Consider the following 16,004-nt stretch of genomic DNA (forward strand, 5'->3'; position numbering starts at 1 on the left):
TTATGAAAGCAGTAGTTATCACACAAGCCGGAGAACCTGAGGTTTTAAAGATTGAAGAAAGAAATATGCCCGAAATCGGGCAAGATGAAATTTTAATAAAGGTTAGGGCTGCAGGCATTAACAGGCCTGATATAGCACAACGAAAAGGACATTACCCAGCACCTGAAGGTGCCCCAAAGGATATTCCCGGCCTGGAAGTTTCAGGATGGGTAGCAGGTTTTGGAGAAAATGTAAAAACCTGGGAAATTGGAGACAAAGTTTGTGCCTTATTGGCTGGCGGTGGGTATGCAGAATATGTATGCGCGCCCCAAAAACAATGCTTGACAATTCCCGAGGGACTTAGTATTGAAGAGGCTGCCTCACTTCCGGAAACCTTTTTTACGGTTTGGAACAATGTCTTTGAAATTGGCAAATTTAAAAAAAATGAAACCGTGCTCATCCATGGAGGTAGTAGCGGTATTGGAGTGGCCGCCATACAAATGATCACAGCCATGAATGGTGAGGTCATTACAACAGCAGGATCTCAGGAAAAATGCGAAACATGCCTGGAATTGGGTGCCAGCCTGGCCATCAATTACCAGCAACAGGATTTTGAAGAGGAGGTAAAAAAAGCGCTTGGAGAACAAAGAGTAGACATAATTCTGGACATGGTCGGTGGAGACTATACCATCAAAAACCTACGCCTATTGAACCGAAAGGGACGGTTAATCATGATTAATGCCATGAAAAACAAAATTGGCGAGGTGGATTTGCTACGTATTATGACCAGAGAACTGGTACTCACCGGATCTACCCTCCGACCCCAATCAATAAACTTCAAAGGACATATTGCTACCCAATTAATGGCTAAAGTTTGGCCCTTATTCCCTGATAAAATCAAACCTGTAATTCATACCGCTTTCCCATTGTCAGAAGCTGCTGAGGCGCACAGGTTATTAGAGAGTTCCAAGCACATTGGTAAGATTTTATTGTTGGTATAAAATATACCTAATAATTATCCACTAACAAGAAACAATTGCATGTCATGAAAAGCCATTTAATTAATCTATTTCTTATAGCAATCCTTTTCAGTTGCTCTGCCAAAAAAGACAGCTACGTTTTGACTGCTGATCAAATCGTTTTTAAGGAGGTAAATGTCATAGATGTCAAAACAGGATCCATTTCTCCTGCACATGTTATCGTTAAAGGAAAAGAAATTGAACAGATCATTCCATTAGATGAAGAAGTAGATTTTGCTGAAGCCAGAGTAATTGAAGGAAAGGGAAATTACCTACTTCCTGGCTTAGCAGAAATGCACGCCCATATCCCAGACAAAGCCTGGGATGATCCTTTAGTTCAAGAAACCTTATTCTTGTACCTGTCCAATGGGATCACCACCATCCGGGGAATGTTGGGAAACGAATTGCACCTGCCTTTGAGAGAAAAAGCAGCAAACCAAGAAATTCTATCTCCAAGAATCTACACCTCCAGTCCATCTTTAAACGGAAACACCGTCCCTACTCCCGAGGAAGCACGTGAGAAGGTCAAAAAATATGCAGAAGCAGGTTATGACTTTCTAAAGCTTCATCCTGGTATCAGAAAACATGTCTTTGATACCATAGTAGCGGCATCAAGTGAATATGGAATCCCTTTCGCGGGCCATGTATCCAATTTGGTCAGAATCAGACATGCTTTGACCAATGGCTACCAAACTATAGACCATGCCGATGGTTATATTGAAGGATTGGTTCCTGAATCAGCTGGTATTAATCCTACGGAGAATGGTTTCTTTGGCTATAATTTCACCGATTTGGCTGATCCAAATACAATCTCTGAATTGGTAGCCCTAAGCAAAGAAAACAAGGTGTGGGTGGTTCCTACTCAGTCTCTTTTTGAGCGCTGGTTTTCCCCTATTCCAGCTGAAGAATTGGTTGCTCAGAAAGAAATGCAATACATGAGCCCACAAACCAGAGAAAATTGGGTGAACAGCAAAAACAATCTGACCAAAGCGGACAACTTCGATGAAGCAAAATGGAAGCAGTTCAATCAAATCAGGTATCAATTGATCAAGGCATTACATGAAGATGGACAAGGCTTACTTATGGGCTCTGATGCACCTCAAGTATTCAATGTACCCGGATTTTCAATCCACCATGAAATGCAAGGCATGCTGACTGCAGGCTTGAGGCCTTTGGAAATATTACAAACAGGCACCCTTAATCCTGCCCTATATTTTGATGGTAACTTCGGTGATATAGAAGTGGGAATGGAAGCAGATTTAATACTGCTTAGGGAAAACCCTTTGGAGGATTTAAATCACATGAAAAACCCATTGGGAGTGATGGCCAGGGGGCAGTGGATTGATAAAAAAATGATCAAGGAAAAACTTAGTCAAATAGCAAATAAACACAAATAGCCAAGATCAATGGGCCATTTGTGCTTATAAAATGATTCAATATCAACCTAGAGCGTCAACCACTCCACGGTAATAACCTACTGATTCAGCAATACCAGCCATCGGGTCTTTCATGTCTTTTTCATATTCCATGGCCAAGTGTCCAGTATAATTGGTTTTTGCAAGCATTTTAACAACTGCAGGAATATCGATTACTCCTCTTCCCAGTTCAATTGTTTTGCCTTCCGCTTTGGCTGCTGAAACATTTTTTAAGTGAAGATCAAAAATACGGTTTTTGTATTTCTTAATGTCCGCTACAGGATCATGTCCATCACGCATATTGTGCCCTATATCAAAACACATCCCGATTCGGTCGTCCAAATCTTTTATATGACTCATGATAACTGTAGCATTTGGATACAATTTATCTTCCGGACCATGATTGTGTATGGCAAACCTAATATTGTATTCTTTTACTTTACTATCCAGGTAAGATAAATCTTCTATTCTTGGAATACCAACAATCATATCCACACCAACCCTTTTGGCATAATCAAAAGCCTTGTCTATAGCCTCCTGAGTTTTAGAATAAATTGGTCCTACTGCATAACCTTTTATGTTTGCATCAGCCAAACGCTTGTGAAAAGCGGCAATTTCAGCATCAGTACTGTCCATTGGTAAATGAAAATCCTTGATACAAAGGTAATTTACATCTACTTTTTGAATCATCTCTATGGCTTCTTTCAACTTGAAATGAACAAATGTATAGCCCGCAAATGCAAGTTTAAGATCAGCTGGTTTGGCAAAAGGAAGGGTTTCTGCTTTAAGGTTTGACCCAGCTAAAACTACTCCTCCTACAGCTCCAAAGATACTTTTTTTAACAAAGTCTCTTCTATTTTTTTTCGATTGTGACATGATAAAATGGTTTATTCTATTCTATTGTTAATTGTCTGAGACACTTTTTATTCTTGCAATATAAAGGGAAGTAAGGAATTTTATGGATGGGAATTCTAAAAATTTATGGTTTATTTACATTATAAGAGAAAATAAGTAATAAAAAATAGACTATCAATGAGACCTTATATCCTCGCAGAGACGAACTGGAAAGCACTTAAAGAAGAAAAAATTGAATTGGCGGTATTGCCTTGGGGAGCTACAGAAGCCCATAATTACCACCTTCCCTATGGAACAGATGTCTACGAAGCAGATGCCATCGGAGCTGCTGCAGGTAAAATTGCCTGGGAGGCCGGTGCTAAAGTGATGATATTGCCTACCATTCCTTTTGGGGTTAATACCGGACAGGCCGATATCTATTTGGATATGAACCTAAATCCTAGCACCCAACTAGCGATTTTGAAAGACCTCGTTGCTGTACTTCACCGACAAGGGATACCTAAATTGCTTATCCTAAACAGCCACGGAGGCAATGACTTTAAAACCATACTAAGAGAAATTGGTCTGCTATTTCCAGACATGTTCTTTAGTACCTGCAACTGGTTTCAGGCCATGGACAAACCCAAGTATTTTGAACATATGGGAGACCATGCAGACGAAATGGAAACCAGCCTGATCATGCATCTCCACGGCCATTTGGTGCTCCCGCTGGAAGAAGCCGGTGACGGAAAAGAAAAGAAATCAAAAGTGAAAGCCATTCGTGAAGGTTGGGCATGGGCAGAGAGGAAATGGTCCATGGTCTCCGAAGATACAGGAATAGGCAACCCTAAAGCCTCGTCGGCAGAAAAAGGTGAGCGTTTCTTAAAAGATGCCAGTAAAAAAATTGCTGAATTGATGATTGAATTGACCGAAATGGATATCAATGACCGCTACGAATAAACCCTTAAATTGTTAATGATAGTAACAGTACAAAAAATAACCTTTAGCATTTCCTTTCTTTTGTTGGTCTTGCTAATCATTCCCTCCGGAATGGCCCAAAACACGGACCGAACTTATAGCAGGCAGGATAGTTTGCGTGGAAGTATTACTCCGGAAAGGGAATGGTGGGACCTGGTTTATTATCACCTCGACATCGAGGTCAAGCCCAAGCAAAAGTCCATTGAAGGAAGCAATACCATTTACTATAAAGTAGTGAAGCCTGGGAAGGTCATGCAAATTGACTTGCAACAGCCTATGAAAATTCAGGGGTTTTTCCAAAATGGCAAAGAGCTGGATTTCATAAAAGAAGGGAACGCCTATTTTGTCACCCTTGTAGAGCATCAAAAGGAAGGAGATTTACACTTTCTTGAGGTAAGCTACAGCGGTACGCCAAGGATAAGCCCTAACCCTCCCTGGACAGGAGGCTTAACTTGGGAAGAAGACAAAAAAGGAAAACCTTTTATCGCCAATTCCAACCAAGGGGATGGAGCAAGCCTCTGGTGGCCATGTAAAGACCATATGTACGATGAACCTGACAGCATGTTGATCAGTGTAAAAGTACCTGATCCGCTTATGAACATATCCAATGGCAGACTCCGTGAAATTGAAAAACACAATGACGGTAAAAGTACTTACCACTGGTTTGTAAGTAATCCAATTGCTAACTACGGCGTAAACCTAAGCATAGCAGATTATGCGCATTTTTCAGAAATGTATCAGGGCGAAAAAGGGCCATTAAGCCTGGATTATTATGTACTCAAGGAAAACCTAGAAAAAGCCAAGGTGCAATTTAGGGATGCACCCAGACTGATGCGGGCCTTCGAGCACTGGTTTGGCCCCTACCCTTTTTATGAGGATGGTTTTAAGCTGATCGAGGTGCCTTATCTTGGCATGGAACACCAGTCGGCTGTCACCTATGGCAATGGCTATTCCAATGGCTACAAGGGCAAAGATTTTAGTGAAACAGGTTGGGGACTTACCTTTGATTATATCATCATTCACGAAGCAGGACACGAGTGGTTTGCCAATAACATCACCTATAAAGACATTGCCGACATGTGGATTCACGAAAGTTTCACCACTTATTCTGAAAGTCTTTTCTTGGACTATCACTATGGAGTCCTTGCGGGGAATCAATATCTTCAAGGGGCAAGGAGAATTATCAGAAACGATGGGCCTATAATCGGGGATTATGGTGTAAATCAACGAGGTTCCGGAGACATGTATTTTAAGGGAGCCAATATCCTACATACGCTACGGCAATGGATTGACAATGATGAAAAATGGAGAGGCATTTTAAGGAAAATGAACAAGGTTTTTTACCATCAGACGGTAACTACCGTTGAAATAGAGACCTTTTTGGCTGAGGAAAGTGGTTTGAACCTTCAGGCTTTCTTTGACCAATACCTTCGTACGGAAAAGGTACCGATTTTTCAATATTACTGGAAAGATAACAAATTGTATTACCGGTGGGAAAACAGCGTTGCAGATTTTGCCATGCCGGTTAAAATTAATCAAAAGGAAGAGACGCATTGGATTGACCCGGAAAAAGGCTGGAAAAGTTCTGGAAAGTTAGAAGCAAACGTAGCCATTGAAGTAGATCCAAACTTTTACATTTACACACAACAAATTCAAGCCATCAAATAAATGGTCATCCCCGAAATCTCATAAATTATGAGTAAATTTATTGCTTGATTTTAAATAAGGACTAAAATAAATGGACAACAATACTAAAATAGCCATCATAGGTTGCGGAAACCTGGGGCTTTCTATAGCCAATGGCTTATTGAGTACAGAAGGATTTGACGGAAAAAGGCTAATCGTTACCAAAAGACATCCGGAAAGTTTGTTTTACCTGGAATCCCAAGGAGTCACAGTACTAGCTGATAATAAAGAAGCCGTTAAGGATGCCGACTTTGTAATTTTAGGTGTTAAACCTTACAATATTCAGCCTATTCTACAGGAGATTAAGCCATTTTTAAAGAAAGACAAGCAAGTAATCGCCTCTTTGGCTGCTGGTATTACCTTGCATGCCATAAAGGCTGAACTAGAACCCGGTACTACTGTTTTCAGGGTTATGCCCAATATAGCAGCAGATATTAAAGAATCCATTACCTGCATTTGTGGGGAAGGTTTTGACCAAAAAACAGAAGAGGCCATCAAAGCCATTTTCAATAGTGTAGGCATTAGCATCACCATAGAAGAACACCTGATGGAAGCGGCCACTGTTTTGGGGGCTTGCGGCACTGCATTTGTTCTGCGCTTTATGCGCGCCATGACACAAGGAGGAATCCAAATAGGATTTGATGCCAAAACAGCCAATAAAATTGTGACGCAGACGGTCAAAGGTGCTGCCGAATTGATTATTCAGAAAGGGATTCACCCTGAAGCAGCCATAGATAAGGTGACGACGCCAAAAGGCTCTACCATCAAGGGCTTAAATGAAATGGAGCACCATGGCTTCAGTTCTGCCATGGTAAGAGGGGTAGTTGCCTCTTACGAAGACATCAAAAAATAAAATCATGAAAAGAGTCCTTCCCTGGCTGATGGGTTCAGCCATTTTTATTGTCATCTTTTATATGCTCGGACCAAAAGAAAGCATTCAGGACTTATCCGGTACCTATCCTGAAGTGCCATCAAATCTCAATAACCTGGAAGCCTATATACAGCAGGGTGAAGACACTGTGCAAGGCCTTAAACCTAATAATGAAGCCAGGATAGTCTGGGCTGACCCTGAGAGAAAGGAAAAAACCGCTTTCAGTATTCTCTATGTACACGGTTTTGGTGCCAGTCAGATGGAGGGCGACCCTGTGCATCAGCAATTGGCCAAACATTTTGGTGCCAACCTCTACTTGGCCAGGCTACCGGAACATGGCATAGAGCGTGCAAATGCGTTTGAACACCTAAATGCCAAAAGCCTGGTGGATGGGGCAAGAAGGGCCTATATGATCAGCAGACAATTGGGGGATAGTGTAATCGTAGTAGGGACCTCTATGGGTGGTGCCTTGTCATTGATCCTGGCAGAGGAAAGACCGGAAATTCATTCCTTGGTATTGTACTCCCCATGTATCGGCATCTATGGTGATCGACTCGATCCCTTGTTTCAGCCTTGGATGAAACAACTAATGGAAATGACAATGACCAATGAAAATGGGGTGCAGGTGATAGAAAGAGAACCCGAAGAAGGAAAATATTGGGCAACAAATTATCATATCAATGCTTATACAAGTCTGGCTGTTCTGCTAAAAAGTAAAATGAACAAGGAAACCTTTGAAAAAGTAAAACAACCACTTTTTCTGGCCTATTATTACAAAAATGAGGAAGAGCAGGACAAGGTAGTTTCCGTTCCAGCCATGCTGGACATGTATGCCAGTGTAAGTACTCCTGAAGACAAAAAGCGGAAAGTAGCTTTCCCTGAGGCCGGTGACCATGTGATCGCTTCCAGTTTGAAAACGGAAAGTTGGGACAAGGTGCTAGAGGAAAGCATAAAGTTTCTGGAAGAAGTAGTTCAGCTAAGCCCAGCGGATAGTGTGAATGTAATGGAGAAATAAATTTAAACCCGGATTAAGTAATAGGATTTCTCCGCCCTGACAAGGTCAGGGGTGATGCCTGTCCCGTGTTTACGGGAAGTGTTGCAATCGCAAGAAAATCAGACTGTTTGGAGATTTTAGCATAGCACCGCTATGGTGAAATCTCCAAACAGCAACGAAGTGGCTGATTTTAAAGCGATTTCAGCACATAATAGAACCTATATTGCATATTTCGGGTTAAAGTCAGTAACGCAATCGTCAATTGAAGAAATATCAAAATCCCCCTTTTTTCCAAAGGGGGACTAAGGGGGATTTCTAACGTAAACATTCTAAAATATAAGGTTGATACAATTGGAAATTCAAATTGAAATTTTTTTCATAAACTGTAAACCTATTACATTATTTAAATTATCAAGGTGGCACTATTTAGCGGCTTTGCAATTTTATTTCCGTTAATCCTGATAAGCTTATTCCTCTCTCAACTCCGGCGTAAATATTAAGTACCTTAACATATCATCATTATATTCAGGGTTAAAGGGATTGTTTGCAGAAATGTACAAACCTTTCTCACCCACAAAATGGTTGTTTGTGGTATAAACCTGAAATTTATCAAAAATATGTTCTCCGATAATATTCAGTTCGCTATCCAAAACCATCACACCCGAATAGGGTCTTGAGAATTCGAGGTCTAAATGATTGTATTCTTCCTCCAAGTTTTCGGGATCAAAGGAAGGTAAGAAAAACCTGTAAAATACATTCCTGTACTTATCATAAAGAAGGCTTTTATAACGGTCTGAAGAAAAAGAATTTGCTAACGCTTTTTCCATTGGTAAGATTTCATTGACGTAATCAGGTTTGTTGACATGGAATGATTTAACCTCTTTTCGATATGTAACTGTACCTGAATCCATATCAAAAACCTGAATCTCATGGTCATGCCAAGGTGCAATGTATAGCTTTCCATCCTTTTCTGTCCATGAGTAACCGGAAGGCTTCTTGCCCTTATCCCAATATTCTTCTCTGTAAAACACATCGTACCACTCCACATCTCCTGTATTAATATCTAAACTAAAGACCAATCTTTGCTTTTGAATGGCATCTTTATTCATCCCATGATGGTCCATGAAAAGTGGTTGTGAACCGAAAATTTTGTTTCCATATTGATGTATTCGCCGATCAAAATTTGATTTTATTGTGGTAAGTGGTATTTGATCATCAATAATAGGTATTCTTTTAGACACCTCTCCATTAAAGTTTGTTAATACTAGATTTGGAGGCCTATTAGTTACCCAAAGAGAATCCCAACTAGTGACGGTTCCGGCATTAAATCCTGACACCCCATGTTCACCCTCCCTCTGAATAGCTATTTCATGAGCGATCCCTCCTGAGGGAAGTTCAAGAAATTGGAATTTATCCTTAAAGTCGTTTAAAAGTAAAAGGTATTCACCCGAGTCAGAGGCAATCAACTGGGTATATCGAGGATTAACCGGAGTAGTTTCTAAAAGCTTAATTTCAAGAAAATTGGTCTTAAAATCAATTTTCTTTTCTTTTACTGAATCTTTACATCCGGTAGCTATCAATATCAACAACAGAAAAAATATTCTCATTCTCACAAGCAATTAATGGTACTTAATAACCTACAAAATTTTAAAACGGTCATTTAATTTTTAATTTCACCAAAACCCATGTATCCTCTTTTAACCTTTTTTTATTCGTTTGAAAAAAGGAATGAATATTACCTTCCATTATTTTAACTTTTTTATTTCCATACAACTCCACATATTTATTAAAGAAGTTAGATGAATGAAACCTAAAAACTAAATGATCATCTGTTCCTGTCCAAGGGAAAACATATGGCATTCCATCAATATCATTTTCAAGGTTTTTCCATTGATTAAGAATATTAAATTCATGGTCCATGAAAATATAATGTCTTTGATCAAGACCTTGCCTAACAAACAATACATATTTATCTAAATACGAATGAATTAAATCAATCCCACTAACCAATTTTCGATCTCTGACTAAAACTTTTAATTCTTCTCTTTTTTCAAATCCTCTTTATTCATCAGCTACATTGTGTTTTCCAAAATCAAAAAAATAAGTATCCTTCAAAAATCCTGAAAATTTATCTATAAAAACGACTTTTGTAGCATGTGGCATTGAAAAATATAGAAGATCTTTTGATTCTATTTCTTTAAGTCCATTTAAGTTATCGACCCTTACAATATTCTCTAATGGTTTGTCTATCTTATAAAAAAACTCTTCTTTACCTGTTGAGTTATCCCTTCTAACAAAATTATATCCTTTAAAATCAGTTTTATAGGACATAAAGTAAATGGAATAAGTATCTGCTACATAAAAGTTGGTATTTTGGTAGCTGTTTTTTATTTCTTTAATAAATTCCCCATTGCTATCAAATTCAAGTTGTTTTTGTAAATGAGTGTCTTGAATATAAATTCGATCCTCAGTAACATGAAAGTCATCCATTTGTATATATTCTCCCGGCCCCATACCATTGGCATTAATTGTATTGACAACATGGCCTTCTTCATCAAAGACAAATAAATTATGAGATCTATTGTCTCTAATAAAAATCAATCCATCTCTAAAAACTACATTATAAAGGTTAATTACAGGGTTGCTGTCCGGGTAATCTAATATAATATATTCGGGATTTTCAAATTGTTCAGATAATTTTCCTTGAATCGATTGATCCAGATCTATCTCTATCGTTACAAGCTCTTGGTCTGAGGCAACTTTTTCTGAGCAGGAGCAAACAATCATTGTCAGTATGAATACTATTCTTTTCACATTATTTATTTAAAGTATATATTTAAACATACTAATAATAAAACTAAAAAGAAAGTTATTTAATTGTTATTGTTTATTTAAAGACCATTTAGGCAGGGAGAAAACCCAGCGGCTGAGCGGAGCCGAAGCCAAAGGGTGATGTATCCGTATTACCTACTCCTTCGGATCCGGTAACGGGGATTGACTTTTGAATAAAACCCCTCCTGATATTCAACAACATTACTGTTAAAACCCCTCCCGGATCGTCAGGACAAGCACTGCCCCCTTGAAGGAGGAGTTGCAAAGATTGGTATGTTAAGACTGATTTTATGAAATTCAGCGGGCTGATAAAGCTAGCAGGTAGATCGTATTCGTTAATCCTAAACGCATCAAAATCCCCCTTTAAAAGGGGGTAAGGGGGATTTTTTACGTAAATTTTTAAATAATAAAAATAAAATTTAAAAGCTAAACCCTGTTTTAAAAGAGGAAATCTAGAAAATAAACATATAATTTTTTAAATTTTACCATGCATTTTCTTCCTTATGATAAAAATTTAAAAGATTTTTCAAGAGAGTTAAGAACTCATTCAACCCTATCCGAAGTTTTATTATGGCAAAAGTTAAAAGGTAGACAATTTCGAGGCTATTCTTTCAATAGGCAAAAACCATTAGGGCATTTTATTGTTGATTTTTACTCTAAGAAATTACAATTGGTAATCGAAATTGATGGAGATAGCCATTTATATCCTGAATCGGTGGTTCAAGACCAAAAACGGCAATTGATTTTGGAGAAAATGGACCTCTTTTTTCTAAGGTTTTTAGATCGAGATGTCAAGAAATCTATGCCCTATGTTTTAATGGAGATAGAAAATTACATTGATGATTGGGAATTTAAGAATGATATTCCTAAAACCTCATTCTAAACTTTGGGATGCAGCAAAAGACATTTGAGGCTGATTTTCTGAAATTAATTGTGCTGATAAAGCTTGACGGTAAACCGCATATGTTAAATCCTAACGTAAAAAAGTCCCCCTTCAAAAGGGGGCAAGGGGGATTTATTACGTAACTGTCTAACTTACGCGGTACTTAATCAAACACCTCTAAGCACCTATTTAAATCAAGTTGCTCCACTTCAAACCCGGCGGCTGAGCGGGGTCGAAACCCGAGGGTGATGCATCCTTATTACCTTCTCTTTCGGATTCGCTCAGGATCCGGTATAAATCAAAACGCACCAAAATCGAAAATAATATTTCAAACTATTGGTCTCGTCTAAAATTTAAACTATATTCAATCCTAAGGGCTTAGCCCTGTGATAGGATTTCACCTACTATTATAAAAGAACAAATGCTACCTAACCACTTAAAACCTGAACAAAATAAAATATGGGAACTGAGAATGTAGAATTAATGAAAATGGCAAAAGCCTCTTTAAAAGGAAATTGGGGGCTGGCCATAGGTACATTTCTTTTATATATGTTTATCATGGGCTTTTTACAAGGAATGGCAGATTACTATCCGATGATAGCCTTGGGAACCTTATTAATTACCGGACCTATGACACTAGGTTTGGCCTATTTCTCTCTGAGTATTGCCCGAGACCAAAATGCCCAATTGCAACAAATATTTGATGGCTTCAATAACTTTGGTACAGCTTTAGGGGCCTATTTATTGATGTTCATTTTTATACTTCTATGGATGCTTTTGCTGATAATACCCGGAATCATTGCAGCCCTTTCCTATGCCATGACTTTCTATATTATCGCTGATGACCCAAACATCGGCCCACTGGATGCCATTGACAAAAGCAAGCAAATGATGAATGGTTACAAAATGAAGCTTTTCCTTATGTTCTTGATGTTTCTTGGTATGGCTTTGCTTTGTATACTTACCTTGGGAATTGGTTTTTTGTGGTTTATCCCCTTTGCCAATGTGACTCTGGCTAAATTTTATATGGACATAAAAGACAGGAATATCATCCCTGAGGTTATCTAAAATTATTTTACTAATAAAGAGTAAAGCTATCTCGATAAAAAATAAATCAACAAACCAAGTCCCTTGAATATTGTCAAGGGACTTGGTTTTCTTTTTTATAACTCAGCCAATTTACCTATTGATAGACTAAAATTTCGAATAAACATAAAACCCCGCTCAGGGGTGACATTTTTGTAGACAGGGGCAATAGCCCATGCAGTATGGTCTGTACGCCAACTGATTTTGGCGGTATTGTTGCTTTTTTTTGCAATAATACTGACAAAATCTTAAGCCTACCTTAAGAAAAAACAAGCTCTTCATTTAACATTAATTTCTATATATTCCAAAACCCAAGTAACCCATTATTGGGAACGCGGAGTATATTTATAGGGGAACTCTTTTTCAAAGCAAACCTTACCCCAATGAATACTTAAATGCCACCCAAAAATCAATTAATCAATGTACTTTAAAGCTTTAAACAAACTCTCCGGATCCTTTTCTAATACCCAAAAAATGCCTGTTTTATTTCTTGGACATGGTAGCCCCATGAATGGAATTGAAGAGAATGAATTTGTAAAGGGTTTTAAAAAAGTAGGAGAAGAAATTAAAAAACCAAGGGCTATTCTATGTATTTCTGCCCATTGGGAAACCAAGGGGACCTATGTTACCGCTATGGAAAACCCAAGAACCATTCATGATTTTTCCGGTTTCCCGCAGGCCCTTTTTGATGTGCAATACCCGGCACCAGGAAGTCCTTCTCTGGCCCAGGAAACAAAGGATTTAATCACCAACACAAGTATAGGGCTTGATGAAAGCTGGGGCTTGGATCATGGTGCTTGGAGTGTAGTCAAACACCTTTACCCCAATGCAGATGTCCCCATCATTCAAATGAGTTTGGATTATACCAAGCCTGCAAAATACCACTTTGAATTGGCGCAAGAATTGTCCCAATTACGTCAAAAGGGGATTTTAATCATTGGTAGTGGTAATATGGTGCACAACCTGGGAAAAGTCGCTTGGGACAAACTTCAGGGAGAACCGTTTGCATTTGACTGGGCCATAGAAGCCAATGAGAAAATGAAGACCTGGATTGTAGACGGAAATTTTCAAAGTTTAATCAATTATAGAAAACAAGGAAAAGCCTTTGACCTGGCCATACCAACTCCGGAACACTATTTGCCCTTGCTCTACACATTGGCACTGAAAGACAGTAAGGATGAAACAAGCTTATTTAACGATCAACCTTTGGGAGGTTCCCTTTCTATGACTTCGGTAAAATTTGACTAAGCCATTCTTAATGCTAGACTTATTAACCGATCGGTTATTGAATATAACTCATCTGATAATTCATTAAAATATTTAATCCCGTGTACAAACAGCTGCTTCTTTTTATAGTTCCATTTTTATTAGGATTAGACTTCCAGAATTTCAATCAGCCTAATGACGAAATTCTTTGGGACAAATGGGGTATTCCTCACATTTATGCCAGCACTGATGACAACCTTTATTATATGATGGGTTGGGCACAAATGCATAACCATGGCAACCTGATCTTAAAACTATATGGTGAAGGAAGGGCAAAATCGAGTGAATATTGGAGCGAAGATATTGGTAGAGATAAATTGTTGCATCAGCTAGGTGTACTCAATGCATCTCAGAAGGCTTATGCACTACTTCCCCAAAAGGAAAAGCAAGTCCTGATCTCTTTTGCCAAAGGGATCAATACCTATGCTGACCAAAACCCCAATGAACTCGAAGAAAAATATAAAGTGGTATTACCGGTAAAACCCGAAGATATTCTTCAACATACATTTAGGGTTTTTTACTTAGAATTTCTGATTAACCGAAATATTAGCAAAGCGAATAAATGGACAGCCGGATCAAATGGATGGGCTATCAGCGGAAGTAAAACTACCTCCGGAAATAGCATGCTAATGGCCAACCCACATCTAAATTGGGATGATTTCTGGTTGTTTTTTGAAGCGCATTTAATTACAGAAACCAACGATTTGTACGGAACCACCTTGGTAGGCCTTCCTACCATCGGTATAGGCTTCAATAAAAACCTAGGCTGGACCCACACTGTCAATACCTTGGACAATGTGGATCTATACGAACTTACCCTTCAAAATGGGCAGTATCAACTCGATAATGAATTTCACGATTTCACTATTGACACTGTCCAAATTATTGAAAAAACAGGAAGTGGAAAAAAAGCAACAACAGTGCTGAGAAAACAGTCCGCTTTTGGAATGGTATATAAAGAAGAAGGCAATAAAGCCATTGCCATAAAATGGCCCAATACTGACGGTAAGCTCAATATAATTGGTCAATGGTTGGCCATGGGAGAATCCCAAAGCCTTGAAGAATTTCAGGGGGCCTTGGCAATGAATGGCCTGCCCCTATTCAATGTGATTTACAGCGACAAAGAAAACAATATTCTGTATCATTTTGGAGGAAATGCTCCTAAGAAAAATGGAGGCTGGGATAAGTGGCAGAAGGTAGTTTCCGGAACTTCAAGTAAAGATTTGTGGCAAGGCTACTATTCCTCAGAGGAGGTTCCCATCTACCTAAACCCCGAAAGTGGCTGGATCCAAAATGCCAATGACCCACCCTATACCAGTACCTTTCCTGCAGCAATTAGGCCTGATGATTACCCTTCTCATATGGCTCCAAATGCAATGGGATTTAGACCCCAACGCTCAGCTTTATTGATTAAAGATGCAATGAACCTCAACTTGGATCAACTAATCGCTTTGAAGCATGATACAAAATCGGAATATTTTTTAAGAATAAAAGAAGATTTAAGCAAAATCGATTCCGATGCATTGGATAGCTTGACGAAGGAAGCGTTAGCGACATTGCTCAGTTGGGATGGTGCTTTCGAGGCAAATAGTACGGGGCCGGTATTATTTAGCATGTTCGCAAAAGAACTTGGAAGCAAAGGCGTTTTCGCTGAAGAATGGGATTTTAATGATCCTTTAAACACTCCCAGGAAGTTAAAAGACCTAACTCATGTTACTTCCTCACTTCAAATAGCGGCCGTAAAGCACCAACAAATTTACGGATCCCTAGCTGTTAACTATGGAGATGTTTACCGTCTAGAGGTTGGGAATCATAGCTATGCTGCAAATGGTGGTGCAGGAAGTTTAGGGATATTTAGAACCATGAATTATTCACCAAAGGGAAATGGACAATTCTTTGCCTCGCACGGTGAGACCTACGTTTGTGCCACTGAGTTTGGAAAGGAGGTTACTGCCAAAGCCCTGATGTCGTATGGAAATGCCACCCAAGCCCATAGTCCCCATGTAGGAGATCAATTGGAACTGTTTTCCAAAAAGCAACTGAGGAAAGTATTGCTTCAAAGAGAAGATCAATTACAAAACCTAGAAAAAAGAGAGCAATTAAGCGATATCCGATAAGGTAAATATGGCGACATTGCTGTCATTGACCTCATGCCGCCATA

At 38.9% G+C, this 16,004-nt stretch carries 15 protein-coding genes; 10 read left to right on the forward strand and 5 right to left on the reverse strand.

All coding sequences use genetic code 11. The features are described from left to right. Window positions 1-2 precede the first annotated feature (2 nt). Window positions 3-980 carry an NAD(P)H-quinone oxidoreductase gene (locus AC13EX_RS08850; protein ID WP_482892394.1) on the forward strand — a complete coding sequence of 326 codons (978 nt, stop codon included), beginning with the start codon at window positions 3-5 and terminating at the stop codon, window positions 978-980. A gap of 44 nt (window positions 981-1,024) precedes the next feature. Continuing rightward, complete coding sequence (locus AC13EX_RS08855; protein ID WP_048642954.1) at window positions 1,025-2,395, forward strand: amidohydrolase family protein; 1,371 nt, start codon at window positions 1,025-1,027, stop codon at window positions 2,393-2,395. Between the two features lie 42 nt (window positions 2,396-2,437). Here the strand turns inward: AC13EX_RS08855 and AC13EX_RS08860 are convergent, their stop codons facing one another. Further along, the gene (locus tag AC13EX_RS08860) at window positions 2,438-3,289 is read right to left on the reverse strand and encodes a sugar phosphate isomerase/epimerase family protein (RefSeq protein ID WP_482892396.1); all 852 of its coding nucleotides are present in this window, start codon (window positions 3,287-3,289) and stop codon (window positions 2,438-2,440) included. Window positions 3,290-3,445: 156 nt separating this feature from the next. On the opposite strand from AC13EX_RS08860, the gene AC13EX_RS08865 reads away from it, so the two are divergent. The 4 genes from AC13EX_RS08865 (at window position 3,446) to AC13EX_RS08880 (ending at window position 7,797) form a co-directional block, all read left to right on the forward strand. Then, complete coding sequence (locus tag AC13EX_RS08865; protein ID WP_048642952.1) at window positions 3,446-4,207, forward strand: creatininase family protein; 762 nt, start codon at window positions 3,446-3,448, stop codon at window positions 4,205-4,207. A 15-nt stretch (window positions 4,208-4,222) separates the two neighbouring features. Further along, window positions 4,223-5,893, forward strand: a complete 1,671-nt coding sequence (locus tag AC13EX_RS08870) for a M1 family metallopeptidase (RefSeq protein ID WP_482892397.1) — start codon at window positions 4,223-4,225, stop codon at window positions 5,891-5,893. A 70-nt stretch (window positions 5,894-5,963) separates the two neighbouring features. Next, a complete protein-coding gene (gene proC, locus AC13EX_RS08875) occupies window positions 5,964-6,764 on the forward strand; it encodes a pyrroline-5-carboxylate reductase (protein WP_482892398.1) in 801 nt (266 codons plus the stop codon). Window positions 6,765-6,768: 4 nt separating this feature from the next. Then, window positions 6,769-7,797: an alpha/beta hydrolase gene (locus AC13EX_RS08880; RefSeq protein WP_482892399.1), complete on the forward strand. Its 1,029-nt coding sequence runs from the start codon at window positions 6,769-6,771 to the stop codon at window positions 7,795-7,797. Between the two features lie 446 nt (window positions 7,798-8,243). Here the strand turns inward: AC13EX_RS08880 and AC13EX_RS08885 are convergent, their stop codons facing one another. From AC13EX_RS08885 to AC13EX_RS08900, 4 genes are all read right to left on the reverse strand, one after another. Further along, on the reverse strand, window positions 8,244-9,383 hold the full coding sequence (locus tag AC13EX_RS08885) for a DUF4221 family protein (RefSeq protein ID WP_482892400.1): 1,140 nt from the start codon (window positions 9,381-9,383) through the stop codon (window positions 8,244-8,246). A 49-nt stretch (window positions 9,384-9,432) separates the two neighbouring features. After that, window positions 9,433-9,696 carry a hypothetical protein gene (locus tag AC13EX_RS08890; protein ID WP_482892401.1) on the reverse strand — a complete coding sequence of 88 codons (264 nt, stop codon included), beginning with the start codon at window positions 9,694-9,696 and terminating at the stop codon, window positions 9,433-9,435. Between the two features lie 141 nt (window positions 9,697-9,837). Further along, window positions 9,838-10,590, reverse strand: coding sequence for a 6-bladed beta-propeller (locus tag AC13EX_RS08895; RefSeq protein WP_482892402.1), 753 nt, complete (start codon window positions 10,588-10,590; stop codon window positions 9,838-9,840). 88 nt (window positions 10,591-10,678) lie between these two features. Then, window positions 10,679-10,873, reverse strand: coding sequence for a hypothetical protein (locus tag AC13EX_RS08900; protein ID WP_482892403.1), 195 nt, complete (start codon window positions 10,871-10,873; stop codon window positions 10,679-10,681). 222 nt (window positions 10,874-11,095) lie between these two features. Between AC13EX_RS08900 and AC13EX_RS08905 the strand changes: the two genes are divergently transcribed. The 4 genes from AC13EX_RS08905 to AC13EX_RS08920 all read left to right on the forward strand — a co-directional run bounded on the left by AC13EX_RS08905 (window position 11,096) and on the right by AC13EX_RS08920 (window position 15,960). Continuing rightward, on the forward strand, window positions 11,096-11,491 hold the full coding sequence (locus AC13EX_RS08905; protein WP_482892404.1) for an endonuclease domain-containing protein: 396 nt from the start codon (window positions 11,096-11,098) through the stop codon (window positions 11,489-11,491). 459 nt (window positions 11,492-11,950) lie between these two features. Beyond that, complete coding sequence (locus tag AC13EX_RS08910; protein WP_482892405.1) at window positions 11,951-12,559, forward strand: DUF975 family protein; 609 nt, start codon at window positions 11,951-11,953, stop codon at window positions 12,557-12,559. Window positions 12,560-12,997: 438 nt separating this feature from the next. Beyond that, window positions 12,998-13,825 carry a 4,5-DOPA-extradiol-dioxygenase gene (ygiD, locus tag AC13EX_RS08915; RefSeq protein WP_482892407.1) on the forward strand — a complete coding sequence of 276 codons (828 nt, stop codon included), beginning with the start codon at window positions 12,998-13,000 and terminating at the stop codon, window positions 13,823-13,825. Window positions 13,826-13,905: 80 nt separating this feature from the next. Further along, window positions 13,906-15,960 (forward strand): penicillin acylase family protein, encoded by a 2,055-nt coding sequence (locus tag AC13EX_RS08920; RefSeq protein WP_482892408.1) that lies wholly within the window; start codon window positions 13,906-13,908, stop codon window positions 15,958-15,960. Window positions 15,961-16,004: the final 44 nt, after the last annotated feature.

Source organism: Cyclobacterium sp. L-R (assembly GCF_056859355.1).